We start from the raw sequence: 26,998 nt of genomic DNA on the forward strand, positions 1-26,998 counted from the left end.
TGGCGCAGGTGCGGCGGTTATCGAACATGGAGGACTCAGCTGAACTTGCCGCTGATGTAATCCTCGGTCATTTGTTCACGCGGGCTGCCGAAAACCTGCGCGGTCGCGCCCATTTCCACCAGGTAGCCCGTGCGCGTGCCCTGGGAAATATCCACCGAGAAAAACGCCGTGGTGTCCGCTACGCGAATGGCCTGCTGCATGTTGTGAGTCACCAGGGCGATGGTGTAATCCTTCTTCAACTCGACCATCAGTTCCTCGACCCGGCGGGTGGCGATGGGGTCCAGGGCCGAACACGGCTCATCGAGCAACAGCACTTCCGGCTCGGTGGCGATAGCGCGGGCAATGCACAACCGTTGCTGCTGGCCACCGGAAAGCGACAAGCCACTGACCTTGAGCTTGTCCTTGACCTCATCCCACAGTGCCGCGCCTTGCAGGGCGTGCTTGACGCGATCGCCCAGATCGCCCTTGTAGCGGTTCAGGCGCAGGCCGAAGGCGACGTTGTCGAAGATGCTCATGGAAAACGGGTTGGGCTGCTGGAACACCATGCCGATGTAGCGGCGTACCACCACCGGATCGACGCCCTTGCCATATACATCCTGGCCGAGGAAATGCACATGGCCCTCAAAGCGAAAGCCCTTCACGAGGTCGTTCATGCGGTTGAGGCTGCGCAACACGGTACTTTTGCCGCAGCCCGAAGGGCCGATAAAGCCGGTGATCTTGTTTTTTTCAATCGGCACGTGGCTGTCACGCACCGCCATGAAGTTGCCGTAGAAAATTCTGTCCAGCTTGCAGTCCATGACCACAGGCGACTGGGTGACAAACGGAGCGGCTATTTGCGCAGTTGAGACGTTCAAAATTCAGATGCTCCCGTTCTTAATACTTGGGCTTGCCGAAGATACGGCTGACAATATTGACAACCAGCACAATCATCACCAACACCAACGAGGCCGCCCAGGCGAGCTCAAGCTGGTTGTCGAAAGGCATGCCGGAGAAGTTGTAGATCAGTACCGCCAGCGAGGCCGTGGGGTTCATGACCGCGAGGTCGCCGTCGTGGTAGATCCAGTAGTTGCTGAACAGCGCGGTAAACAGCAGCGGCGCGGTTTCACCGGCAGCACGGGCCACGGCGAGCATCACGCCGGTGAGGATCGCCGGCAGGCCGGTCGGCAAAATGATCTTCCAGATCACCTGCGAGCGGGTGCAGCCCATGCCGTAGGCGGCGTCCTTCATGATCTTGGGCACCATGCGCATCGACTCTTCGGCGGTCAGCACCACGATCGGCAGCATCAGTACCGCCAGGGCTACACCGCCCGCCGGTGCCGAGTAAGTTCCGGTGGTCATGACCACCAGGGCGTAGGCAAATACCCCGGCCAGAATCGACGGCAACCCCGTGAGCATCTTGGCGGCAAAGCGCGCAGCGTTCGCCAATTTGCTGTCCGGCCCCAGTTCGGCCAGGAAGATCGCCGCCATGATGCCGACCGGTACCGCGATGGCAGCCGCGATGCCGACCATCACAAAGGTACCTGCCATGGCGTTGCCGAAACCGCCACCGGTCTCGAAGCCGGTAGGCGGCAGTTCGGTGAACACCTCCAGGCTCAGGCGTGCGCCGCCACGGGTGATCAGCATGTAGAGCACGGAAATCAGCGGCACGCTGGCAATCAGCGCCCCCAGCCAGACCAGCGTGGTCAACACCAGGCTGCGCAGCGCGCGGCCTTCGAACTTGCGCTGCAGGCTGGGCACCGCAGTGATCGGGGACGTGAGGTTAGTCATTGTTTGTTACCGCGCTGGGCGTAGAGCATGATCATGGAACCGATGACGTTCACCAGCAGCGTGATAAACATCAGCACGAGCGCGGCGTACATCAACACCTCGATCTCGTTCGGCCCGGCTTCGGGAAAGTTCAGCGCCAGCAAGGCCGCCAAGGTATTGGCCGGCGCAAACAACGACAGTGAGATGTTGTTGGCGTTGCCCACCAGCATGGCCAGCGCCATGGTTTCACCCAGTGCGCGACCGAGGCCGAGCACCAGGGAACCGAAAATACCGGTGGCGGCGGATGGCACCATTACCTTGAGAATCGCCTCCCAATGGGTGGTGCCCATGCCATAGGCGGCCTGTTTGGTTTTCATCGGTACGCTGGTCAGGGCGTCCTGGGACACGGCGGCAATCGTCGGCAGAATCATGATCGCCAATACCAGCGCCGCCGGGAGCAACCCCGGCCCGCTCAAGGACGTGCCGAAAAACGGTATCCAGCCCAGCTCGCTGTTCAACCAGGTGGTCAATGGCCGGATCGCCGGGATCACCACGTAGATGCCCCACAGCCCATACACCACGCTGGGGATGGCCGCGAGCAATTCAACGATGGTGCGAAACACTGCGGCGAGCTTCGCCGGCAGGAAATCCTGAGTGAGAAAAATTGCCATGCTGACGCCGAAAACCCCTGCAATCAGCAGCGCGATCAAGGCGCTATAGAGCGTGCCCCAAATCGCCGGCAGGATCCCGTACTTGCCTTGGTTGACATCCCAGACACTACCGAAGAGCACGTCAAAACCGTGCTTCTCCATGCCGGGAAGGGCCTTGCGTCCCACCTCGAATACCAAGGCTGCGACCAACGCCAGAATCAGTACCACCCCGATTCGCGCGAGCCCTCGGAAGGTGCGATCGACCAGGAAGTCCTTTGCAGAGGGGGGCTGGCAGGCAGAATCGGGGTTAACCGGGACGACGAAAGGTTTGATCATGGGCGAATTCCGGAACAAGGGGGGAAACGCTCCCGGCCTGGCTGACAGCCCAGGCCAAGAGCGACCTCACGGGTGTTACTGGATGTTGGCGGAAGCTTTGCGCACCTGATCGACAACCGATTGCGGCAGCGGGATGTAGCCCATCGAGTCGGCGATTTTCTGCCCCTCGGTCAAGCTGTATTCGACCATTTCGCGCATGGCCTTGGCCTTGGCCGGGTTACCGTTGTCCTTGCGGAAGATCATCCAGGTGTAGGACGTGATCGGGTAGGACTTCGCGCCGTCCGGGTCCGGCAGCCAGGCCACCAGGCTTTCCGGCATCTTCACGGCTGCCAGGGCCTCGGCACCGCTCTCGGCATTGGGCACCACATACTGCCCGGCCTTGTTCTGCAACTGGGCAAAGTCGACCTTGGCCAACTTGGCGAAGCCGTACTCAATGTAGCCAATCGCGCCTGGCGTCTGGCGTACAGTGGCGGTTACGCCATCGTTCTTGGGCGACTTGATGAACTTATCGCTGGCCGGCCAGTTGACGGTGTTGCCCTCCCCCAGCGCCGTTTTGAATTCAGGGTTGATGGTCGCCAGGTGCTTGGTGAATACCGCTGTGGTGCCGCTGGAGTCTGCACGCACCACCACAGTGATCGGCGTGTCGGTCAGTTTCAGGTCCGGGTTGGCGGCGACGATCTGTGGGTCGTTCCACTTGGTGATCTTGCCCAGGAAGATATTGGAGTAAACGTCGCGTGGCAGCTTGAGGCCCTTGGGGTTGCCCGGCAGGTTATACGCCAGCACGATTTCACCTGCGGTCATTGGCAGCAATTGCACGCCTTCGGCCACCTTGGCGATGTCCTCATCCTTCATCGCCGAGTCACTGGCGGCGAAATCGACGGTTTTATTCAGGAAATCCTGCACGCCTGCGCCGCTGCCCTTGGATTGATAATCCACGGTAACGCCAACGGTCTTCTTGCTGAAGTCCTTGAACCAGGTGAGGTAGATCGGTGCAGGGAAGCTGGCGCCGGAACCGGTGAGGCGCACGTTCTCGGCGGCGAAGGTCATGGAGGAGGCACACAGAGATACCGTAACGGCGAGTGCTGCGGACTTCATCAAGCTTTTCATTAAAAGGAACTCGTTGTGGTGACGGGCTCCCGAACTGTGCAGCAGGGTTGTTACATTTTTATGAAAATTGAATGGCAGGCTGCGGATTTGTCCCTGATTGCCCCTACAACGGGGAATTTTCTGACATCCAGTTAGTAACAAATTGCGACTGGATTACCGCCGAATGCACAAGATGAGGCTGCCGATAGCCGGCAGCCTCACTCATCAGGCTTATTTGCCTTCAGTCAAGGCGTTGTAACTGGTGAACAGGTTGCGGTAATCCGGGATGTGGTTGGAGAACAACGTCCCCAAGCCTTCAATATCGTTGCGCCAATCGCGATGCAACTCACACGCCAGGCCAAACCAGGTCATCAGTTGCGCGCCATTGGCCGTCATACGGGCCCAGGCCGATTGCTGGGTCAGTTCGTTGAACGTGCCGGAAGCATCGGTCACCACAAATACTTCAAACCCTTCAGCCAGGGCCGACAGCGCCGGGAACGCCACGCACACTTCGGTCACCACGCCGGCAATGATCAACTGCTTCTTGCCCGTGGCCTTGATGGCCTTGACGAAGTCTTCGTTGTCCCAGGCATTGATCTGGCCAGGGCGGGCAATGTACGGAGCGTCCGGGAACAGCGCCTTGAGCTCGGGCACCAGTGGGCCGTTCGGGCCGGTTTCGAAACTGGTGGTGAGGATGGTCGGCAGCTTGAAGTACTTGGCCAGGTCAGCCAGGGCCAGCACGTTGTTCTTGAACTTGTCCGGGTCAATGTCCCGAACCAATGACAGCAAGCCGGCCTGATGGTCGACCAACAGCACAGCGGCGTTATCTTTGTCCAAACGAACGTAAGGTGTAGACATTGTGGTACTCCTGATAAAAAGGTGATGCCCTGAGCGGGCACCTCGTAAAAAACCCAGCGTGTTTACTTTCGCTGTGAGTCCGGTTCTTCGTGACCATTGAAGTTTGCAGCGTTACCTGATGCAGTCAGGAGCCACCTTAGTCATCAGGTTCAGGGTTAGGTAGTGGCTGAATCAGGCCGCTGCATCTCATAAATGGAACGATGCCTGTGACCCGTCCGCTTGGACGTGCCAGCCGTTACAATGAGACCATCTGCTCAGCTCTCGCCGCGTACCGCGTTTCCGACACTCTTTCCAGGCAGCCTTAATGGACATAAAGCAACTCAAATTCCTGATCGCGCTGGAACAGACCCGCCATTTCGGTCAGGCCGCCGCACGCTGCCACATCACCCAGCCGACCCTGTCGATGCGCCTGCGTAACCTGGAGGATGAGCTGGGCCTGGAACTGGTCACCCGCGGCCAACGCTTCGAAGGTTTCACCGAGGCCGGCGAGCGTGTGCTGGCCTGGGCCAGGACCCTGCTCGCCGCCCATGACGGCCTGTTTGCCGAGGCCGCCGCGTGCCGTGGTCAACTGGTCGGTAACCTGCGCCTGGGCCTGGTGCCCTTGAGCGGTTTCAACCCGATCAGCTTCATTCAGGACTTGTCCAACACCTTTCCGGAACTCAAGTTCAGCCTCACCTCCATGAGTTCGGACAGGATCATCGAAGCCCTGGGCACCAACCAGCTGGACCTGGGCGTGTGTTACCTGGACCACGTCAACGCCAACTACCTGGAATTTTTCGAAATGGGCGAGACCCGTGTCGGGCTGCTCTACGACACCCGCCACTTCCAATTCGAAGGCAGCGAAATGAGCTGGGAAGAGGCCGCCAAACTGCCGCTGGGGATGATCAGCAACGGTATGCACTACCGAAAATCCATCGACCTGAGCTTCCGCAGCCGTGGCCTGGATCCGCAGCCCATTCTGGAAAGCGATTCCACCTATCAACTGTTCCAGGCGATCCACGAAGGCTTCTGCTGCGCGATCATGCCGCTGGACAGCGGCCTGGAAAGCCCGATTCAGAACCTGGCGTTCATCAACCTGCCGGACGCCAGCGTACTCGCGCCCCTGGGCATGGTGATGCGCAAGACCGAACCGCGCTCGGCGATTGCCGAAAAGTGCTTTGCCGAGGCCAGGAAGTTGTTTGCGGCCAAGGAAGAGGTTTAGCACGCACAAAAAAGGCGCTCCGTAGAGCGCCTTCTTACCGCCGATTACATCACTGCACGCTTACCTGACGCAGCTCGGGCTTGGCCTCGCCACCGATCGTGATGCGTTTTGGCTTGGCCTCTTCAGGCACTTCACGCAGCAGGTCGATGCTCAGCAAGCCATTGGTCAAGGCAGCGCCGCGCACTTCGATATGGTCCGCCAGGCGGAACGACAAACGGAAGGCACGTTGAGCAATGCCTTGGTGCAGGTAAGCGACCTTATCGTCGGTTTCGCGTTTTCCGCCGGAAACCGTCAAGACGCCCCTTTCGACCTGGATATCCAAGTCCTCCTCCGTCAGGCCGGCAACCGCGATGACAATCCGATACGCGTCATCACCGTGCTTTTCCACGTTGTGAGGTGGATAGGAATTGGGAGCCTCGCTGCGAAGCGCCGACTCGAACAGGTCGTTGAAGCGATCAAAGCCCACCGATTGACGGAACAGTGGGGCCAACGAAAGGGTAGTAGCCATTTTAAAATCTCCTGAGTTTCTCCAAGTGATTTAGTACGCGACCCGCGTTCGGCATCGCGTGCTCAAAAATCTATGGACGCTGAAAAGGAATTCAAGAGGGCTGAAAAAAATTTTTATCTTGCGCCGATCACCGTCACCAGAACCGTAGTGTCACGGCGTGTGCTCTAATCAGAACATCAGGCGTGCTTTAACCCGTGAGCGCCTGAGACAGCCCTTGAGGTACAAAAAATGAAAATGACATTCCCTGCCCTGGCATTGGGCATCCTGATTTCCCAAGGGGCCCTGGCCGCTGGCGATGGCACTGCTGCCCTGGGCGGCGGTGTCGGTGGCGCGCTGGGCAATGTGGTCGGCCAACAGCTCGGTGGGTCGACCGGTGCGGCCATCGGTGCAGGCGTGGGTGGCGCGGCCGGTAGTGCGGTTGGCGCGCAGAAAGGCAACAAGACCGAAGCGGCAATTGGCGGCGGTTTGGGCTCGGCAGGTGGTTCGCTGATTGGCAATCGCCTGGGCGGCACCACCGGTTCGACCATCGGCGCGGGCGTTGGCGGCGCCGCAGGTGGCGCGTTGGGTAATAATCTGGCGGATGACGAGAGCAATCACCGTTCAGGCGGCGCCAAGCACAAAGGCAACAAGCATAAGCACAAGAACAAACATCATTGATTCTTTGCTGCAGCTTTTGCAGTAAACAACACGAAGCAACCGGACCCTGGACGCTGGTGAGTGCATCACTATCGCCGCGAAGTGTGGCTATCCTTCCACAAAGGCAGCGGCTCGGGGTGCCTGTCGACCAGCGCACCTGACTCCAGGTCAAAAGGCACCACCCATAACTGTAATTGCGCCGAGAAACGGAAAGGGTCAAGTGGCTGATCAAAGCTCGCCTTGTAAGGATAGATGAGCAACATTTCGCCCTGCGGCTGGTCTTTCAAATAGTGCTGGCCATAAGCGAACAACTGATAGAAGTCCGTTTGGCTCAAGCCGTACTTGTTTGTGCGCTGATCCAGGCGTTTCCATTTGGTGTCCAGCACCCAGCGTTGACTGTTCTGTGTGATGAGCATGTCAGGTTTGAGTGGGAACATACCGTCGTCGTTATGCCGACACAGGAATTCTTGCTTGACCTGCCGTTGCATCGTTGCGCAATCCGGTAACGTCCTGCGAATACAGACTTCGACATACCGCTCAAACAGTTTTTCCATCGGGTACAACAAACTGATTCCATGCCAATTGCCCGACACTGCAGTGGGCATCCCCTCCCCCAGGACCAGTTCACACCAAGGCTTAACCGGTTGGTAATGGGCCATCAAACGGTCATTGCGCCACAGCTTCAAATCAGCTTTCAGGTTGCGGCTGGCAGGCAACTCCTGCAACAGCCCCCGCAACTCATGAGCCAGGCGCCAGCTGTCCGGTTGTTGCGTCGCCTGGCAGACTTTCTGCAAGGCCAGCATCAGCAGGCGATTCTCCGGACGGTCCGGCAGGAAGACATCATGGCGCAGTTGAAACTGATGCTGACGGCCCGGTGGCTGACGAATCTGCCTGACGATATCCAGTTGGCCACGCAGATAACGCTGCTCCTCTTCAAGGCGATGGTAGTCAAAGCGCAGCCCGCGCTTGACCAAGTGGTCCAGTTCCAGCAAGAACTGAAGCATCACCCACTCGCTAAGTGGCGCATCGAACAGCATCAAGTCCGCAGGGCCCACGCGACGGGTTTTGAGGTTAAAAGCTGCCTGAATCATCTTGCACAGCAATTTACGATTGAGCTCAACACAATCGCCTTGCTCAAAATGCTTGGGCAATATCTCCAACCGCATACCGCAGGGGCTCTCCAGCACGCCGACAAAGTTATCCAATTTCAGCCAACATTGGCCTTCTATCTGCGCTAACGCCGTCCCTGCCTTGGTGAAGGAGTCGTTCAGGTCACATAGCCAATTGAAAGCTGAGGGAGAAATTTGCGCACGGTCCAGCCCCGACTCGATCGCCTCAGTAGTCAGCCGCGCGTATTCGCGGACCGTGACGGTAGGATTCAACGGGAGATCCTGCTGATCGCCTTATAGGCCTGGATGCGATCAAATGCACACTCGTTCAGCTTCCAACGTTGGGTACGTGAGTCTACCGGCCCTTTTTCGCCAAACAATTGCAGGAAGTCTATTGTCACTTCCTGGACGAACTGATCGTCCTCTTCCTTATTGTGGTCGTTCAGCACCCAGTGAATGCGCTGCCAGTCCTCGAAGAAGTACTCTTGCAGCAGTGGCAGAATTTGCTGGCGAAAGATAGACGCCAACAGCGCCAGGCTCGGCTCGTCGCGCAACGGCAGGAAGTAAGCGTGTCCCAGGCAATGATCGCGATCGAGCAAAACCTCGATACGTTGATTCATTGTGCTCAACAGTTGCTTGATGTCCACCCCGGCTTCAGATGTGGAATCAGCGCCATCGTTGACAAAAATGCCTTCGAGCAGACCGGGCTTGGGCGGCATTTCGATGAAATTGAAACGACGGCGCAGGGCAATATCCATCGAAGCCAGGGAGCGATCCGCCGTATTCATCGTGCCGATAAGGTAAACGTTGTCGGGGACGCTGAAGGGCTTTTTCGAGTACGGCAGTTGGACGCTCAATGCCTCATTCGATTCAGCATTCAAGCGCTCACGCTTGCTCGGCTCGATCAGGCTGATCAGTTCGCCGAAAATACGCGAGATGTTGCCCCGGTTGATTTCATCGATCACAAGAACATGAGGTTTGCGTACTCCATCCGCTTGCTCGAAAGGCTTGATCGGCTTGGCGTCAGACTTGTGCAGATAGCCCAGCAGGTCGCTCCAGTTGAAGCGATCCAGTGGATATACGGTTTTGCGCGTAAATAACTTGTCGCCATTAATGGGCAGAACTGAAAGTTCAAGATCGCGATACAGCCAGTTCACCGGTAACACCTGCGGATACTCACGCACGATGCTCGGCGGGTTTGCCTCATAGCGATACTCGCCGGTAACCACGCCGACGGCCGAGATCAACTCCGCAGAATGAATACACACCAGAACATCACCCGGCTGAATTTCCTTTGCAAAAGAGCTCAAGGTGCCTTTGCTCTGGCTACTGAGCTGGTCGTAATAAGGCGTGTTGTTTTCGGCTTTCAGATCTCCGGCGCCCACCCAACCGATACGCGCTTCGCCATGTTCCAGGCAGTAACTCAACTCGGGGCTTCCCCAGCTGCCGTTGATGGAAATTTTCCAGATGCGCGGGTTGCTACTGGTGCCGGCGTTGGCAGAACTGGTACGCGCCTGGTCACACAAACGTTTGAAAACACCCGGCTCGACCGGGTACTCAATTTGACCATTGTCGTTGCTGACTGCACGCAAGCCTTCAACGAAGTCTTCGTAACTGAAGCTCTGGTGAAAGGTGACGAAGCGAATACGCCCTTCCCGATCCAGCTCATCGATGCGGGTTTTCAGGGAGTGGTGCAGCTCATCATCGGCCGGGCTGTTCAAGCGTTGCTCGGCGAGAAACTGCGGGTCGAGCACTTCCAGAGCGGCCTCGATGGTGGAATACGTTTTACCCGTGCCCGGCGGACCAAACAGAATCCGGTTAAGCGCCACTTTTTCAGCGGCTACCGAGGGTGAAACCTGAGTGCCGGGCGCAAGTGCGGGCAATGTGTCATCCCAATAGAGACGGCGGGGATTCTCCCCTTCGGATTGCACCTGGGAATAATTGTCCTCCCAGCGACCGCGAGAACCGTATATCTCACGGGCTATTTGAGATACCAACGCATCGTCAGTTTCGATGGCCTTGCTGCGCGCTTTTTTTTCCTGACACTCAACGGGATAGAGTCGAAAAAGCTCCAATGCCAGCTCACTAGGCGTCCAACGTGTACCAGGAGCTTCTTGCAGCAATTCGAACACACGGTTACGCAACTTCAATGTCATGTGAAACGTCCTGATGGAAAGGTGTGATGGCGAAGCTAGCCACTTGCCATCACCTTGTCCAGCTCAAAACAACAAAACACTCAAGGCTCGCGCCGACACGCACCGTTCAATACTGCTTTTGCCTAAAGCATCGGTGTACTGCTTACCACCCGTAGCGCCAAGCCCTCATACGCATCCAGGGTGATGGTGAACTCACCTTCGGCAGTCAGATCACCCTCCACGCGCTCATTGATGATGTCGACCACCGGCCCGGGCGCAATGTTAGGCAGGTGCAGGGATTCGGTGATCGGCGTGGCACCGAAGTTCAGCGCGGTGATCTGCGTCCCCTTACCCGCCGGCAGTTCATGGACCATAACCAGCAAACCTGGATGCTCGACATCCGGTATCAGGATCTGGCGGCTCGCGGCGATGTCGTAGGCGCGGCGTACGCTGAGGATTTTCTGCAATTGCGAGGCGAATGAATCCGGGTCCTGCAACTGGTGGTTCAGGCTGCCATACAGGCTTTTGGAGCGCGGCATCTGCCCGGCCGAGAGCTCGGCGTCGGGGTTCAGGTCCACCAGGTCGTAGGCGCCGCGGTGTATCCAGCGGGTATCGCCATCGGCCATCAAGTGCGCGACGTCTTCGGCCGCCAACGGCAGTGCGCCCACCAGGTCCCAGCCGGATAACGCAAACACGCCAGGCTGCATGGCGTTGTACATCACCAGCAGTAAATGGATCTGGCGAATCTGCTGGATATCCGCAGCAGTAATCGCCTCAAGGTCACGAATGCCCAAGGCCGCAGTGATGATGCTGACCGTGGTGCAGGACACGCCGTTGGTCACGAACTTGAGGTTGTACGGCGCATGTTCGCCGGTCAGGCGTTCGTACATCTGCTCGCGGATATGCTCGCGCAGGATGTTGCCGGGGAAGGTCTGCCCCTGGAACATGAAGCTGTCGTGGGCGTGCAGCGTCCAGAAGTGCACCAGTTCCAGGGTCAGTTCATCGTGGTTCTGTAGCGCGTGGATGAGCGAGCCTGGGTCGATACCCAGCGTGTGCATCTGGCGCAGCATCAGGCGCAGAAATTCTGTGTCGCCCATCAACAACGCGTGCTGGTAGGCAGGCCGGGTGATGAAATCATAGGACAGGTCGGCGCCGCCGTGGGACATGGAGGCAATGTCATCCACAGTCAGGTTGAGTTCCTGGAAGCTGAAACCACCGGCCTTGCGAATCGCCCCGCCGAGCAACTGGTTGCCGGTGATCGACAGCGGGTGGCTTTCCGACCAGGCCGTACCGTCCAACTTACGCTCTACACCGAGAAACCCGTTGGCGTCCAGGCGCAGGATCTTCGCGCCCATCACATCAATGGCGTGCAGCGCGTCGCCGATGATCATCTGCTGAGCCGCGAACGAGGGATCCAGCCAATTGAGCGACGGCTGGCCTTCCTTGAAGTAATGCAGGTACACCCAACGCCGTGGTTTGCCGTCTACGCCGACCACTTGCGGCGTGGCGCTCCAGTCAGTTTCCTTTACCCCCGGTTCGAAGAAGATCACCCGCTGCAACTGGCCGACGATGTAGTGCTTGTCGCGCAGCGCATCCACCTGTTGCGGACTGAGGTTCTGTGCATCGCGGCCTTCGGCGACATCCGGCAGCAACGACCAGTCTTCCTCACGGATTTCCACCATGTGGTAGAGCCCCGGATAGTCCTCATAGGCCATCTCTGCCAGGCGAAAGTCCGCGCCCTTGCCGGTATGGGACGGGATCACATCGTCGATGATCACCGCATTGTGCGCGGCGGCCATGCGCGTCAATGCCTGCAACTGCGCCTCGGTGCCCAGTTGGGGGTCGATGTCGAAGCTGATGCGGTCGAAATTGCCGTCGATGGTCGGGGTATGCCGGGTGCCGGACAGGCCGCCGGATTTCTTCAGGGGGCCGTTGTGAATGCCCTGGATGCCGATCTTCGACAAGGCGTGCCACAGGGTTTCATCCCCCAGCGCTTCGAGCACAGTGCCACCTTCGCGGGTGACAATCGAGGCTGGGTAGGCGGTGAACCATACCGACGACAAGGCTGACGCATCACGCGGCCGGGTCTGCGCGTAGGGCTGCTGCCACAAGCGCCCTTGCCCGCAGTAGAGCCTGGCCCGCTGCCGCGCCGCGTGCAGCATGGACTGTTGCACCAGCCAGTTCACATGATCGTTATTCGCCGCGGTCATAAGCTCGATACCTGTGGTCGTTAAAGGTTACTCGTAAGCATATGAGGGGCGTGCGCGCTATTCGTTGCATCGCAATGGGACGCTTATCCTATAGGAGCGTGCTTGCTCGCGAAAAACGTCAACGATAACGCGTGCTTCCTGAATGAACGCGGCGCGTGTGAGTTTTTCGCGAGCAAGCTCGCTCCTACATAAGACATTCACCTGCGCTGGCGCCTTGCGTTGCTTGCCGATACTGCCTGGGGGTGAACCCGGTGGATGCCTTGAACTGACGGGTAAACGCACTGTGGTCGGTGTACCCGCATTGCAATGCCACCTCGGTAATCGGCAGCTCGGTATGCAACAAGCTCCGGGCATGTTCCAGGCGCACTTTCTGGATCATCTGCCTGGGCGTCAGATGGAAGACGCGCTTGCAGTAGCGCTCCAACTGCGCCACGGAAATCCCGGCAATGCGCGTCAATTCACCGAGGGTGACGCGGCGGTTGAAGTGGGTGCGGATATGTTCATCCACCGCTGCCAGGCGTTGATAAGCCGGGTGGGTCTGGCTGGCCGATTGCAGGTCCACTGAAATCCCCGCCAAGCCGATGATCGCACCGAGCCGGTTGTACAGCGGCCATTTGTGCGTGAGGCACCAGCCGGGTTCGCGGGTGCCGTAGAGATGCAGCTCAAGCTGGTCTTCCAGTACCTGCCCGCGTTCGAGCACGCGCCGATCCTGCTCGGTATAGCCCGGCCCCAGTTGCGCGGGGAACACCTCGGCGCTGGTCTTGCCCAGCAGCGGCTCAAGCCGCCTGAGGCCGCAGCGCTGCACCAGAGTGCGGTTGGCGAGCACGTAGCGGGCATCGATGTCCTTGATAAAAATCGCCGCGTTGGGCAGCACGTCAAGCATCGGCAATAGCTGCTCTACCCCGCTTAACAGCTGCTCGATGCTGTCGGGGCGGCTGCCGTTGAGAAGGCTTGCAAACGCGCTGTGCAACATGACTTTCACCGCCCTTTTATTGATCGACGGCCAGCAGATTGCGCCATGTGCCTTGCGCTGTCGAGTACGGGAAATTGTGCTGAATTCGTCATTCATGCCCATGCAAAACATCAATCGCCGCCGGGCTGACCGGTTCACGATAGCGCCACTGCATGCCTATCCAATAACTCACAAGAAGGCGCCGCTATGTCAGGCCAAGGCAAGTTCAAGAAACAGCTGTCACTGATGGACCTCACCTTTATCGGGCTGGGGGCCATCTTCGGTTCGGGGTGGTTATTCGCTGCCAGTCATGTGTCGGCCATCGCAGGCCCGGCGGGGATTTTCTCCTGGTTGCTGGGTGGTTTCGCCGTGCTGTTGCTGGGTATTGTTTATTGCGAACTCGGCGCCGCCCTGCCCCGCGCCGGTGGCGTGGTGCGTTACCCGGTGTACTCCCATGGCCCGCTGCTGGGCTATCTGATGGGCTTTATCACGCTGATTGCGTTTTCCAGCCTGGTGGCGATTGAAGTGGTCGCCTCACGCCAATACGCCGCCGCGTGGTTTCCTGAGTTGACCAAGGCCGGTTCCAGCGACCCGACCACCCTGGGCTGGCTGGTGCAGTTCGCGCTGCTGTGCCTGTTCTTTATCCTCAACTACCGCAGCGTCAAGACCTTCGCCATCGCCAATAACCTGGTGAGCGTGTTCAAGTTCATCGTGCCGTTGCTGGTGATCGGTGTGCTGTTCACCTTCTTCAAACCAGCGAACTTCCAGATGCACGGTTTTGCACCGTTTGGCCTGTCGGGCATTGAGATGGCGGTGTCGGCCGGCGGCGTGATCTTCGCCTACCTGGGCCTGACGCCGATCATTTCGGTGGCCAGCGAAGTGAAGAATCCGCAGCGCACCATCCCCATCGCGTTGATCCTCTCGGTACTGTTGTCGACCGCCATTTATGTGCTGCTGCAAACCGCGTTCCTTGGCGGTGTGCCCACCGAAATGCTCGCCAACGGCTGGGCCGGCATCAGCAAGGAACTGGCCCTGCCGTATCGCGATATCGCCCTGGCGTTGGGCGTGGGCTGGCTGGCTTATCTGGTGGTGGCCGATGCGGTGATCTCCCCCAGCGGCTGCGGCAATATCTACATGAACGCCACTCCACGTGTGGTGTATGGCTGGGCGCAGACCGGGACCTTCTTCAAGATCTTCACGCGCATCGATGAGAAGTCCGGCATCCCGCGCCCGGCGCTGTGGCTGACCTTTGGCCTGTCGGTATTCTGGACCCTGCCGTTCCCGTCGTGGGAAGCGCTGATCAACGTGGTATCGGCCGCGCTGATCCTGAGCTACGCCGTGGCCCCGGTGACCGTCGCCGCCCTGCGCCGCAATGCACCGGACATGGCGCGGCCGTTCCGGGTCAAGGGCATGGCGGTATTGGGTCCGCTGTCATTCATCATCGCCGCGCTGATCGTGTACTGGTCGGGCTGGAGCACGGTGTCGTGGCTGTTGGGCCTGCAAATCCTGATGTTTGTGGTGTACCTGCTCTGTGCACGCTGGGTACCGACCGCACACCTTAATCTCACGCAACAAGTGCGCTCCTCGGCCTGGTTGATCGGCTTCTACGCCGTAACCATCTTGCTCTCCAAACTCGGCAGCTTTGGCGGTATCGGCGTGATCAGCCACCCGTTTGACACGCTGGTCGTGGCGGCTTGTGCCCTGGGCATCTACTACTGGGGCGCCGCCACCGGCGTGCCGGCCCACCTGGTGCGCCTGGAGAGCGAAGACGATGAAAGCGAAGCGGTCGCTGACGGCCACTACGACACCTCCCTCTCGGCGGCCACACACTGATGGAACCTTCCATGAAGCGTCTGCATGTAATCGATTCCCACACCGGTGGCGAACCCACGCGCCTGATCATGAACGGCTTCCCGGCCTTGGCGGGCACTACCATCGCCGAGCAGCTCGAAGATCTGCGCACTCACCACGACCAATGGCGCCGCGCCTGCCTGCTGGAGCCACGGGGCAACGATGTGCTGGTCGGCGCGCTGTACTGCGCGCCGGTCACACCCGGCGCCACCTGCGGGGTGATTTTTTTCAACAACGCCGGCTACCTCGGTATGTGTGGGCACGGCACCCTCGGCCTGGTGGCCTCGCTGCATTACCTGGGGCTTATCGCCCCTGGCGTCCACACCATCGACACGCCAGTGGGCACGGTGACGGCCACACTGCACGAGGATGGCGCGGTGACCCTGCGCAACGTGCCTGCCTATCGTTACCGCCAACAGGTACCGGTGCAGGTGCCTGGGTATGGCGAGGTGCGGGGCGACATTGCCTGGGGCGGCAACTGGTTCTTCCTGGTGTCGGACCACGGCCAGGCGTTGCAGATGAGCAACGTTGACGCCTTGACCGACTACACCTGGGCGATGCTCAAGGCTCTTGAGGCCCAGGGTATTCACGGTGCAGACGGCGCGTTGATCGACCATGTCGAGCTTTTCGCCGATGACGCCCATGCCGACAGCCGCAACTTCGTAATGTGCCCCGGCAAAGCCTATGACCGCTCCCCCTGCGGCACCGGCACCAGCGCCAAACTCGCGTGCCTGGCCGCCGATGGAAAACTCGCGGCGGGGCAGATCTGGGTACAAGCCAGCATCACCGGCAGCCAGTTCCAGGGCCGCTATGAATGGGACGGCGAACGCGTAAGCCCCTTCATTACTGGCCGCGCCTTCATGACCGCCGACAGCACTTTGCTGATCGACGAGCAGGACCCTTTCGCCTGGGGCATTTAAGCCCCTTATTTAAATGAACCTGGAGTGAGTACCATGAGCGATAACATCTTCACCGGCTGCATGCCCGCCCTGATGACACCCTGCACCGCCGAGCGCACGCCCGACTTCGACGCGCTGGTCGCCAAGGGCCGTGAGCTGATCGACATCGGCATGAGTGCGGTGGTGTATTGCGGCTCCATGGGCGACTGGCCGCTGCTCACCGAGGCCCAGCGCCAGGAAGGCGTGGCGCGCCTGGTCGCGGCGGGTGTGCCGACCATCGTCGGCACCGGTGCGGTGAACAGCCGAGAGGCCGTGTCCCACGCAGCCCATGCCGCCCAGGTCGGCGCCCATGGCCTGATGGTGATTCCCCGCGTGCTGTCCAGAGGCGCTTCGGTCACCGCGCAAAAGGCCCATTTCGCTGCGATCCTCAAAGCAGCGCCCAACCTGCCGGCGGTGATCTACAACAGCCCCTACTACGGGTTCGCCACCCGCGCCGATCTGTTCTTCGAACTGCGCCGCGAACATCCGAACCTGATCGGCTTCAAGGAATTCGGCGGCGGCGCCGACCTGCGCTACGCCGCAGAAAACATTACTTCTCAGGACGATGACGTCACGCTGATGGTTGGCGTGGATACGCAAGTGGTACACGGTTTCGTCAATTGCAACGCCACCGGCGCCATTACCGGTATCGGTAACGCGCTGCCACGAGAAGTGCTGCAACTGGTGGCCCTGAGCAAAAAGGCCGCCAAGGGCGATGCCAAGGCGCGCCGCCAGGCCCGGGAACTGGAAGCTGCGTTGGCGGTGCTGTCATCGTTCGATGAAGGCTGCGACCTGGTGCTGTATTACAAGCATCTAATGGTGCTCAACGGGGACAAGGGTTACGCCCTGCACTTCAACGAAACCGATGTGCTCAGCGCTGCCCAGCGCCGCTATGCCGAGCAGCAGTACGCGCTGTTCCGCCAGTGGTATGCCAGCTGGTCGGCTGAACAGAACGTCGCCTGATTTTCTGTAGGAGCGAGCTTGCTCGCGAAGGTCGTTAACGATAACGCGTTCATCCTGAATAAACGCGTTATATGCACTTTTTTCGCGAGCAAGCTCGCTCCTACAACAACCCTCTATTTACCTGGATGCCCCCATGACTCTGACAGGCAAGATGCTGATCGGTCAGCAATCCCTTCATGGCCGTCGCGATGCAATCCGCGCCATCAACCCCACCACCGACACGCCACTGGACCCCGCCTACGCTGGCGGCGATGCCAAACACGTAGACCAGGCCTGCGCACTGGCCTGGGCTGCCGTCGATATTTATCGCGAAACCTCCCTGGCAGATCGCGCCAGGTTCCTTGAAACCATCGCCGACAACATCGAGGCCTTGGACGAGGAACTGATCGAGCGCGCCATCGCCGAAACCGGCCTGCCGCGCCCGCGCATTCAAGGCGAGCGCAGCCGCACCTGTGGGCAGTTGCGCACTTTTGCCCGCACCGTGCGCCTGGGCGAGTGGCTCGACGTACGGGTCGATAACGCGCAACCCCAACGCCAACCCCTGCCCCGTGCCGACCTGCGCCAGCGCCATATCGCCCTGGGCCCGGTGGCGGTGTTTGGTGCCAGCAACTTCCCCTTGGCCTTCTCCGTGGCGGGCGGCGATACCGCGTCGGCGCTGGCGGCCGGTTGCCCGGTCATCGTTAAAGCTCATAATGCCCATCCCGGCACCAGCGAGCTGGTGGGCAGCGCCATTGCACAGGCCGTTAAACAGTGCGGCTTGCCGGAGGGCGTGTTTTCACTGCTCTATGGCTCGGGTAATGAGTTGGGTATCGCACTGGTGACCGACCCGCGTATCAAGGCCGTGGGTTTCACCGGTTCACGCAGCGGCGGTATCGCCCTGTGCCAGGCTGCGCAGGCACGCGCGGAGCCGATCCCGGTGTACGCAGAGATGAGTTCCATCAACCCGGTCTATTTGTTTGCTGCCGCGCTTGAAACACGAGGTGAACAATTGGCCGAGGGCTTCGTCGCGTCCCTCACCCAAGGCGCCGGCCAGTTCTGTACCAACCCTGGTCTGGTGATCGCTGTGCAAGGCCCAGCACTGGAGCGCTTTATCCATGTCGCCAGTGATTTGCTCAACCACTCTCCAGCCCAGACCATGCTCACCCCGAGCATCTTCAACGCCTATGAAACCGGCGTGAGTGCCCTGGCCAAACACGCCCGGGTCGCCGCCAAGGGCCTGGCGGCCACCGGGCCAAACCACGGCCAGGCCCATCTGTTCGTAACCCAGGCCCAGGCGTTCCTGAGCAACGTACATCTGCAGGCCGAAGTGTTCGGTGCGACCTCGCTGGTGGTGGAGTGCAAGGATGCCGAGCAAGTACGCCAGGTATCAGAGCACCTGGAAGGTCAACTCACGGCCACCCTGCATATCGATGACCACGACCTGCCACAGGCCCGGGCCCTGCTGCCCGTGCTGGAGCGCAAGGCCGGGCGCCTGCTGGTCAACGGCTGGCCGACCGGCGTGGAAGTCTGCGACGCGATGGTGCACGGCGGGCCCTTCCCGGCGACCTCGGATGCGCGCAGCACCTCGGTGGGCACGGCGGCGATCCACAGGTTCCTGCGGCCGGTGTGCTATCAGGATTTCCCGGATGCCTTGCTGCCCGCTGCGCTCGGGCACGACAACCCGCTGGGGCTGCGGCGCCTGGTTGATGGCCAGAGAGAGGCGTAGCCATGGCCCAGCCCAATCAAGCAGACATTGTGGTGGTCGGCGCCGGCATTATCGGCGTCGCCTGTGCCTTGCAGCTGGCACGCCAGGGCCGCCAGGTGCTGGTGGTCGACACGCAGGCACCGGGCATGGGCGCCTCCTACGGCAACGCCGGTCACCTGGCGACGGAGCAGGTATTTCCCATTGCCGACTTGTCGATCCTCAAGCGCTTGCCGGCCATGCTGCTGGACCCCATGGGCCCACTGCGCCTGGACTGGACCTACCTGCCCCGCGCCCTGCCCTGGTTTATTCGCCTATTGTTGAATCTGCGACCGGCAAGCTACCAGCGCACCGTGGCCGGCCTGCGTGCATTGAACGAAGGCAGCCTGGGCGCGTGGCAGCGCTTGCTGCACTCCATTGGGCAAACGCATTTGTTGCGTGAAGACGGTTCGCTGCTGGTGTTTGAGCGCGCCGAATCCCGCGCTGCCATCGATGCGTTGCAGCAGCGCATGACTCAGCAAGGCGTAGCGGTGAACTTCTGGAGCGGCGATGCGGTGCGCAAGGCCGCGCCACAACTGAGCGACGCGATACAAGGCGGATTGTTCTTCCCCGCTACCGGACACTTTCTCGACCCTTACACCGTGGTGGGCGAACTGGTGAACGCGGCCAAGGCCGAGGGCGTGCAATTTCTGCAGCAGCGCGTGTTGGATGGACGCCTTGAGGGCAACGGCGTTTCACTGATGACCGACCAAGGCGTACTGACGGCACGCCAAGTACTGATCGCCTGCGGTGCGCACTCGGCCAAACTCACCGCCGCACTGACCGGCAAACAGGTGCCGCTGGACACCGAGCGCGGTTATCACTTGATGCTGCCCCACGAGCATCAGCGCCTGCCCTTTGCCGTCACCTCGCTGGAGCGCAAGTTCATCATGACGCCCATGACCGGCGGTTTGCGCCTGGCCGGAACAGTCGAATTCGCCGGCCTCGACCGCCCGGCCACTATGCAACGGGCCTGGCAACTGCACCGCATGAGCCAAGGGCTGTTTCGTCACGACCTCAGCGACAGCCAGGCCACGCCCTGGATGGGGTTTCGTCCCTCCCTGCCCGACTCGCTGCCGATCATCGACCGGGTATGCGACGCCAAGGTGCTGCTTGCGTTCGGGCACCAGCATTTGGGGCTGACGCAGGCGGCGGTGACGGCCGAAAGGGTTGGGCAGCTGGCGGCGGGAGAGTCGGTGTCTGAGTTAAAGCCCTATCGACTCGATCGGTTCTGAGAAAACCGGCCTGTGGAGCGAGCCTACTCGCTCCAGATTTGGCGCCTCGCCTTGAGCCCCCAAAATCAGATAAATCCTGCAAAGCGCGTGGGAACCCGATCGCGCGGGTCCTTCACCCCACACTTATCACCATAAAACAAGCGGTTAGACAGATAACGTAGTACCTGGCCCACGTCGCGCAGATGGCGTGTATCGCAGACTTTGGCTCTGAATAAACATTACGTGACGATTCAGCCGGCCCCAACGAAAAAGTAGCTGCTAAAACGACGCAGGCCCTTTTGTACGAGACCTCGGTCGTGAAAAAAAGCACCTCTTCCACTTCATTCAACGCTTGGGGTTGGGTTGGCAAGCTAACGCCACCTTTGACACTGCAGACTTCCTTGCCTCGTCAGGCTTTATTGAAGTCTTTTCGCGAAAGAATGCGAGGCCCTTTGGTGCTGGTGATAGCACCCGCAGGTTTTGGCAAAACCACACTATTGATGCAGTGGCGACAAGACCTGCTGTCAGCCACGATACCTGCGACCCTCGCTTGGCTGTCATTGGATGAAGCAGATGGCGACCCCAACCGTTTCCTGTCCTATCTGATCCTGACGCTGGACCACGCCGGCCTGGATCTCGGGCACCTTGTGCGCCTGGCGCAGGCTCAATCACTGGATGTCCAACCGCAGCGCACAATCACTGCCCTGCTCCACGCACTGGCCCGTGCAAACCGAAAAGTCACCCTGTTCCTTGATGACTACCACACGACAGCGAACCCTCAACTCGACCCAATCGTTCAGGCCCTGCTGGAACAGGCCTCACCGTGGCTCGAATGGATTGTGTCCGCACGTGTGCGGCCCAACTGGCCCCTGGCGCAATGGAAGGCCAATGGTTGGATGTACGAAGTCTGCGCCCAAGCGTTAACGCTCACACCCGCCGAAACCGCTGCCATTCTGGGCCTCGATATTCCGACCGTCGAACTGCATGACTTGCACGAGAGAACCGAAGGCTGGGCGGTAGCCGTGCAACTGGCCAGGTTGTGGCGCGGCAGTGGCGATGCATCACCGTACAGCCTGAATGCCTTTTCCGGGCGTACCACCGACATGGCCGAGTACCTTACCGAACAGGTGGTGCAACGCCTGTCACCTGAATGTCAGGCTTTTTTGCGTGATATGGCATTGCTGGAGCGCTTCAACGCCGAGCTGGCCGACGCAGTACGTGGTCGTAACGACAGTGCGCAGCTCCTGACGCAGTTGACTCATCTGGACGCCTTGCTCGTCCCTTTGGATGCTGACCGCCAATGGTTTCGTCACCATCGGATACTTCAGGACTTTCTCAACCAGAGCATTGATGCCGACGCAGCCCGTAACCTCTATAACGCGGCAGCGCACTGGCTGGCGGAAGAAAGAGACTGGGTGCAGGCCATCCGCTATGCACTGCGCGCCCGTGACACTCGGCTCGCCGTTGACCTGCTTGTGCAGGCGGGGGGGTGGGAGGTAGTGCTGCATAACGGCATTCGTTACGCAGAAAGCCTGCTGCAGCAATTCGACAAAAAAACCCTCAGTACCGAACCAGACCTTTTGCTGCTCCAGGCGTACTTGCACGCAAAGCTTGGCGAGCACGCCCTCGCTAACCAGATGCTTGACCTGACCCGGGCCCGGGCCCATAAGGATAAAAGGCTGACGCGAGACTTTCATGTGATTCAGACGCTGGCCGATGCCTATATCGATCGCTACGAACTGCCATTTTGCGAAAGCGACTCAGCCGACAACCTGCTCGCAGCAGGTACGCTGGCAGCCGTTCATGCCTTACAGGCACAGGTGCAAGGCCAACTGCCCTTGGCCTTGCAAGTGATTCGTTCGGCTCAGATCAAGATGCGGGTGGCGGCCAGTCCCTTGGGTGAGATTTACTGCCAGATTCATGAAGCGCAAATCCAAGCGTTGGCAGGCGATATCCGCTCATCAGCACAGATAGTAGACGCAGCCCTGGCCGTGGCCAATATCCAGTTCGGCAGCGAAAGTTCCGTGCGGGCCCTGGTGGGCTGCCTCAAGGCGCAGCACCTGTATTGGCAAGGTGCGTGGGGCGAAGCGAAACCTTGGTTTCGCGACGGTTGGGCTTCGCTCAAACACACCGACGGTTGGCTCGATATCGCCGCGACCACTGCCGAAGCGTCATGGCGCACTTCACTGCGCAATCTTGGCCAACAGCCGGCGTTACTGGAGCTTGCGCAGGTGGTCCAACTCGCCACGGCGCGCAACTGGCATCGGTTGACACGGCTGGTCAACGCCTGGCGAGTCGACCTGCTGGTGCAAGCCGGGGCCTTGGCGCAAGCGCGTCAGGAGGCACTCGCCACTCAATTGGAAAGTGCCGCGAACAACGCGGATGACTGGCGCAACCATGAGGCAGCGACGTTGGCACTGGCCCGATTACAGTTCGCAACAGGGGCGTCCGGTGAGGCACTTAATCGTCTGCAGAGGGGCGCCAGGACTCTCCAGGAACGCGGCTTGCAACTGCCCGCCTGGCGCCTGCAGCTGCTGGCCCTGGCGATCCACGGTAAAGGCCATCCAGCAGAGCACCACGCAATTTTGACGTCGATCCCGGCTCAGGCATTGCCCGGCCTGCTACTGGAAGCCGGGCCTTGCATACTGGGGGCGTTGGAAGCCTGCCCGAACACCGCCCACAACCAACATGCAATCATCACTCGCCTGCGCGGATGGCGAGCGCACCCTGTGCGCTCGCGCCATTCCTTCAGTGCCAAGGAGACACAGATCCTCACCTTGCTCGCCGAAGGCCAATCGAACAAAGCCATTGCCCTGGCGATGGATATTTCTGAAAACACGGTGAAATTCCATCTCAAACACGTGTTTTCCAAGCTCTGTGTCGACAATCGCACCGCGGCTATGGCGGCAGCGATGCGTATTGGTCTACTCGCCCCCCCTCATTGACCCACCAACCTACCCAAGCGGGTAGTCGATGCGCCGCAATTCTCGCCACCTACCCACCCTGCTCGTAGCCGCAGCCGAGCAGCGCGCCCTAGCATCCCTCAACACCAGAGAGAGGTGCTCTCCTGGCCCCAACAACAATAAGTACAACAGGAGATGCCCTGTGGGTATGGACGGAAAAACAGTACGCGTGGCCACCGATGTCGGCGGGACATTTACCGACCTCGTGTATTTCGAAAACGATCCGGCGACCGGCGAACAGACGATTCGTACAGCCAAGGTAGACACCACTCCACCAAACTTCGCCCAAGGCGTGCTCAATGTCATCCGCAAGGCCGACGTAAACCTTGCTACCGTAGACTTTCTGGCCCATGGCACCACCGTGGTCATCAATGCCTTGACCGAACGCCGAGGCGTCAAGACGGGGTTGATCACCACCCGGGGCTTTCGCGATGTGCTGGAGATCGCCCGCGCCAATCGCCCGGATTACTTCAACTTGAAGTGGGTGAAACCGGCGCCGTTCGTACCGCGCTATTTGCGTCGTGAAATCACCGGGCGCCTGCACACCAATGGCCAGGAGCGCCAGCCCCTGGACCTCGCGCAAGTGGCCGAAATCATCGAAGCTTTTCGAGCCGACAACGTGCAGGCCATCGCGATCTGCCTGCTGCACGCCTACGCCAACCCTGCGCATGAACAGGCCGTGCTGGAAGAGGTTCGCAGGCTCTGGCCGCAAGTCAGCGTGGTGGCCTCTCATCAGATCACCCGAGAATGGCGTGAGTACGAGCGCTCCAGCACGACCGTGCTTTCGGCCTATGTCCAACCCATCGCCGCACGCTATCTGGACGACTTGGCCAACGGTTTGCGGGACGGTGGGTACAAGGCTCCGTTGTACATCATGCAATCGAACTGCGGCATCGACAGTGTGGAGCATGCGCGGGAAACCCCCATCACCATGGTCGAATCCGGCCCGGCTAGCGGTTTTTGGGCGGCGGCCGAACTGGGGCAGCTGATTGACGAGCCCAACGTATTGGGCCTTGATATTGGCGGCACCACGGCCAAGTGTGCATTGATCCGCAACGGGCAAGTGTCGATCAAGACCGATTACTGGATTGAGCGTAACAGGGTCAATGCGGGTTACCCGATCATGGTGCCCGTGGTCGACCTGGTGGAAATCGGCAACGGTGGGGGCTCGGTCGCCTGGGTGGACGACTTTGACAAGCTGCACGTCGGCCCCGAGTCCGCCGGTGCCGTGCCGGGCCCTGCGGCCTATGGCAACGGTGGCACGCAGATCACCACAACCGACGCCAACCTGATGTTGGGGCGCATCAACCCCGATTACTTTTGTGGCGGCGACATGGTGGCGGACCTGCCCGCTGTTGTACGCGGGTTGAACGCCCTGGGCCAACGTTTGCAACTACCCGCTGAGGAGATCGCGCGCGGTATCGTGCGCCTGGCCAACGACAATATGGTCAACGCGTTAAAGCTGGTGTCGTTGAGTCGCGGACATGACCCACGGGAACTGACCTTGATGGCCTTCGGCGGTGGTGGCGCCATGCATGCCGTGGCACTCGCCCAGGAATTAGGTGTGCAAAAAGTCATCGTCCCGCGCAGCGCCTCGGTGTTCTCGGCCTGGGGCATGACCCTTTCAGACTTGCGCCGCGACCTGTTTATCAATCGCTTTGTCGAGACCGCCCGCCAAGGCGAACTCGAGCAAGCGCAACAGTTCCTGGAAGAGCTGACGTGCGTGGCCCGCGAACAGTTCGTCGCGCAAGCCATCCCCCCTCAGCATGTCGACGTTCAGATTCATTGCAAGCTGCGTTACCAGAACCAGGAGCACTCGGTAGAAGTGCTGCTCGGCCCGCACGAGCGCATTGATGCGGGCTGGGCGGCGATCGAACAACGCTTTCACCACCTTTACGAACAGCACTACACCTACAGCCTGCAAGCGCCCGTTGAAATCATCGGTTTTCATCTGGTGGCCATTGCCCAGATCGGCAAGCTGGCACCCCAGGCGTTGCCGATTACCGGGCGCTTGGTGAGTGAGGCCTGCAAGGGGCGGCGACGCGTCGACTACGCCCAGGAAGGCATTCACGAGGCCACTCTCTACGACTATGCCTTGCTCGAACCCCTGATGACGTTTACCGGGCCCGCCATTGTCGAGGACGCCGGTACCACCGTGGTTGTGCACCCTGGCAACCTCGTGCAGGTGGATCGCCTGGGCAACCTGCACATCTTGATCAACGGCTGACGGAGTCTCGCCATGAGCAACCTCGATATTTTTACCCGCGACATCATCCAGAACTCACTCCAGGCGATTGCCGACGAGATGTTCACCGCGATGCGCAAAGCCGCCATGAGCCCGGTGATTTACGAAGTGTTGGATATGGGCACAGGCATTACCGACGCCCAAGGCGAGATCGCCAGTTCCGGCGCAGGTATCCCGGCGTTTGTCGGTGTGCTGGATAAAGCGGTAAAAAAAATCCGCCAGCATTATCCGTTGCCACAGGACATCGAAGACGGCGATGTTTTTATCAGCAACGACCCTCATGATGGCGCGGTGACGCACCTTAATGATGTGGTCTTGGCGATGCCGGTATTTGCCGACGGTCATCTAGTGGCCTGGACCGCCAACATTGCGCACTGGAACGATGTGGGTGGCCGAGTGCCGGGTTCGCTGTCTACGGACGCCACGGATATTTTTCAGGAGGGCCTGCGCCTGGCATCGGTGAAGCTGATCAGCAAGGGCCAGCCAATCCGTTCGGTTTTGCAGATATTGCGCGCTAACACCCGTATGCCAGACTTCATGGAAGGTGACCTTTGGGCTGGGGTCGCCGCCGTTCGCGGCGGCGCAACACGCTTGCGCGAACTCACGCAAAAATACGGTACGGCGCTGTTTTTGCTGGCGATGAACGACTTCATGGACCTGGGCGAGAAGGTCTCGCTCAAGGCGCTCGCCGCGCTGCCTGAAGGGCAACTGAGCCTTGAAGAGCCGCAAGATGACGGCTGCCTGTTCAAGGTGCACATAGATATCCGTAGCACCGAACTGGTGATCGACCTGCGGGATAACCCCGACCAGTGTCTGGGCCCGACCAACCTCAGTCGCGACGGCGCGGTAGTCGCGGCGCAAATGGCGTTCAAGGCATTGACTGCGCCACAGGGCATCACCAACGGCGGTACGTTTCGTCCCCTGAGGGTGCTGACACGTCCAGGCTCGTTGTTCGATGCGCTGCCGCCCGCTGCCGAAGGCTTTTATTTCGAGAACCTGATCCGGGTACACGACCTGATCCTGCGCTGTCTGGCTCAGCAATTTCCCGAGCGGTTACCCGCCGGCAATTTCGCCTCGGTGTGCGCCACGATCATTGGCGGCGTGCACCCGGACACCGGCCGCCCGTTCACCCTGGTAGAGCCGGAAATCGGCGGCTGGGGTGCCGAACCCGGCCGCGATGGCAACAACGCCGTTTACTCCGGGCTGCATGGCGAAACTTACAACTGCCCCGCCGAAGTGTGTGAAGCCCGTTATGGGCTGTATGTCGAACGCATGGAACTCAATGACGAGCCTGGTGGGCACGGCCAGTTCCGCGGTGGCCGTGGCGTATGCATCGACTACCGGATTCGCGCCGACGCCAGTTTCATGACCTGCGGCTACACACGTTCGGTCATACCGCCGTGGGGCCTGGAGCAAGGGGGCGAAGGCACGCCCAACTATGTCGAAGTCATCCGCGTTGACGGCCAAGAGGAGCGCTACTGCATGGCCAGCGGCATCGCCTTGAATACCGGCGACCTGGTCAGGGTGCGCACGGGCGCGGGCGGAGGGTACGGCCCCGCCAGCCGCCGAGACCCGCACGCCGTTCGCGAGGATCTGAAAAACGGCTATATCGACGCCGCGACAGCCCGCTTGGTTTACGGCCTGACACTTTAGCCTGGGGCGCATCGCGCGCCCTGA

20 protein-coding genes are annotated in these 26,998 nt (G+C 60.1%); 10 read left to right on the forward strand and 10 right to left on the reverse strand.

What is annotated here, in order from left to right:
• Positions 1-35: 35 nt before the first annotated feature.
• The 5 genes from pstB to ycaC form a co-directional block, all read right to left on the reverse strand.
• Positions 36-797, reverse strand: a complete 762-nt coding sequence (pstB, locus tag JFT63_RS11960; RefSeq protein WP_233102297.1) for a phosphate ABC transporter ATP-binding protein PstB — start codon at positions 795-797, stop codon at positions 36-38.
• Between the two features lie 76 nt (positions 798-873).
• On the reverse strand, positions 874-1,767 hold the full coding sequence (pstA, locus tag JFT63_RS11965; RefSeq protein WP_057703398.1) for a phosphate ABC transporter permease PstA: 894 nt from the start codon (positions 1,765-1,767) through the stop codon (positions 874-876).
• Complete coding sequence (gene pstC / locus JFT63_RS11970; RefSeq protein ID WP_057703399.1) at positions 1,764-2,732, reverse strand: phosphate ABC transporter permease subunit PstC; 969 nt, start codon at positions 2,730-2,732, stop codon at positions 1,764-1,766. The genes pstA and pstC overlap by 4 nt, the downstream gene beginning before the upstream one ends.
• 75 nt (positions 2,733-2,807) lie before the next feature.
• Entirely contained in the window at positions 2,808-3,839 is a 1,032-nt protein-coding gene (gene pstS, locus JFT63_RS11975; protein ID WP_198844013.1) for a phosphate ABC transporter substrate-binding protein PstS, read from the reverse strand.
• A 210-nt stretch (positions 3,840-4,049) separates the two neighbouring features.
• Positions 4,050-4,676 carry an isochorismate family cysteine hydrolase YcaC gene (ycaC, locus tag JFT63_RS11980; RefSeq protein ID WP_057703401.1) on the reverse strand — a complete coding sequence of 209 codons (627 nt, stop codon included), beginning with the start codon at positions 4,674-4,676 and terminating at the stop codon, positions 4,050-4,052.
• Positions 4,677-4,980: 304 nt separating this feature from the next.
• On the opposite strand from ycaC, the gene JFT63_RS11985 reads away from it, so the two are divergent.
• Positions 4,981-5,877 carry a LysR family transcriptional regulator gene (locus JFT63_RS11985; RefSeq protein ID WP_186562063.1) on the forward strand — a complete coding sequence of 299 codons (897 nt, stop codon included), beginning with the start codon at positions 4,981-4,983 and terminating at the stop codon, positions 5,875-5,877.
• Between the two features lie 49 nt (positions 5,878-5,926).
• On the opposite strand, the gene JFT63_RS11990 is transcribed toward JFT63_RS11985, so the two are convergent.
• Positions 5,927-6,385 (reverse strand): Hsp20 family protein, encoded by a 459-nt coding sequence (locus JFT63_RS11990; protein ID WP_046068267.1) that lies wholly within the window; start codon positions 6,383-6,385, stop codon positions 5,927-5,929.
• A gap of 228 nt (positions 6,386-6,613) precedes the next feature.
• Between JFT63_RS11990 and JFT63_RS11995 the strand changes: the two genes are divergently transcribed.
• Complete coding sequence (locus JFT63_RS11995) at positions 6,614-7,042, forward strand: glycine zipper domain-containing protein (RefSeq protein ID WP_198707827.1); 429 nt, start codon at positions 6,614-6,616, stop codon at positions 7,040-7,042.
• Positions 7,043-7,110: 68 nt separating this feature from the next.
• On the opposite strand, the gene JFT63_RS12000 is transcribed toward JFT63_RS11995, so the two are convergent.
• From JFT63_RS12000 to JFT63_RS12015, 4 genes are all read right to left on the reverse strand, one after another.
• Positions 7,111-8,403, reverse strand: coding sequence for an McrC family protein (locus tag JFT63_RS12000; protein WP_198844014.1), 1,293 nt, complete (start codon positions 8,401-8,403; stop codon positions 7,111-7,113).
• Complete coding sequence (locus JFT63_RS12005; protein ID WP_332873446.1) at positions 8,400-9,959, reverse strand: AAA family ATPase; 1,560 nt, start codon at positions 9,957-9,959, stop codon at positions 8,400-8,402. The genes JFT63_RS12000 and JFT63_RS12005 overlap by 4 nt, the downstream gene beginning before the upstream one ends.
• Before the next feature lie 449 nt (positions 9,960-10,408).
• Entirely contained in the window at positions 10,409-12,475 is a 2,067-nt protein-coding gene (treS, locus tag JFT63_RS12010; RefSeq protein WP_057703406.1) for a maltose alpha-D-glucosyltransferase, read from the reverse strand.
• Between the two features lie 184 nt (positions 12,476-12,659).
• Positions 12,660-13,448: an AraC family transcriptional regulator gene (locus tag JFT63_RS12015; protein ID WP_057703625.1), complete on the reverse strand. Its 789-nt coding sequence runs from the start codon at positions 13,446-13,448 to the stop codon at positions 12,660-12,662.
• A 186-nt stretch (positions 13,449-13,634) separates the two neighbouring features.
• Between JFT63_RS12015 and JFT63_RS12020 the strand changes: the two genes are divergently transcribed.
• From JFT63_RS12020 to JFT63_RS12055, 8 genes are all read left to right on the forward strand, one after another.
• Positions 13,635-15,260 carry an APC family permease gene (locus JFT63_RS12020; protein ID WP_057703407.1) on the forward strand — a complete coding sequence of 542 codons (1,626 nt, stop codon included), beginning with the start codon at positions 13,635-13,637 and terminating at the stop codon, positions 15,258-15,260.
• Between the two features lie 11 nt (positions 15,261-15,271).
• Positions 15,272-16,198 (forward strand): 4-hydroxyproline epimerase, encoded by a 927-nt coding sequence (locus JFT63_RS12025; RefSeq protein WP_057703408.1) that lies wholly within the window; start codon positions 15,272-15,274, stop codon positions 16,196-16,198.
• A gap of 33 nt (positions 16,199-16,231) precedes the next feature.
• Positions 16,232-17,179: a dihydrodipicolinate synthase family protein gene (locus JFT63_RS12030; RefSeq protein ID WP_198844015.1), complete on the forward strand. Its 948-nt coding sequence runs from the start codon at positions 16,232-16,234 to the stop codon at positions 17,177-17,179.
• 133 nt (positions 17,180-17,312) lie between these two features.
• Positions 17,313-18,884, forward strand: coding sequence for an aldehyde dehydrogenase (NADP(+)) (locus JFT63_RS12035; protein ID WP_198844016.1), 1,572 nt, complete (start codon positions 17,313-17,315; stop codon positions 18,882-18,884).
• 2 nt (positions 18,885-18,886) lie between these two features.
• Positions 18,887-20,134 (forward strand): NAD(P)/FAD-dependent oxidoreductase, encoded by a 1,248-nt coding sequence (locus JFT63_RS12040; protein WP_198844017.1) that lies wholly within the window; start codon positions 18,887-18,889, stop codon positions 20,132-20,134.
• Between the two features lie 419 nt (positions 20,135-20,553).
• Positions 20,554-23,058, forward strand: a complete 2,505-nt coding sequence (locus JFT63_RS12045; RefSeq protein ID WP_233102288.1) for a LuxR C-terminal-related transcriptional regulator — start codon at positions 20,554-20,556, stop codon at positions 23,056-23,058.
• Positions 23,059-23,224: 166 nt separating this feature from the next.
• Positions 23,225-25,303, forward strand: a complete 2,079-nt coding sequence (locus JFT63_RS12050; protein ID WP_233102289.1) for a hydantoinase/oxoprolinase family protein — start codon at positions 23,225-23,227, stop codon at positions 25,301-25,303.
• 12 nt (positions 25,304-25,315) lie between these two features.
• Positions 25,316-26,974, forward strand: a complete 1,659-nt coding sequence (locus JFT63_RS12055; RefSeq protein ID WP_198844019.1) for a hydantoinase B/oxoprolinase family protein — start codon at positions 25,316-25,318, stop codon at positions 26,972-26,974.
• Positions 26,975-26,998 lie beyond the last annotated feature (24 nt).

Source organism: Pseudomonas sp. MF7453 (assembly GCF_016405455.1).
Taxonomy (GTDB): Bacteria; Pseudomonadota; Gammaproteobacteria; order Pseudomonadales; family Pseudomonadaceae; genus Aquipseudomonas; species Aquipseudomonas paralactis.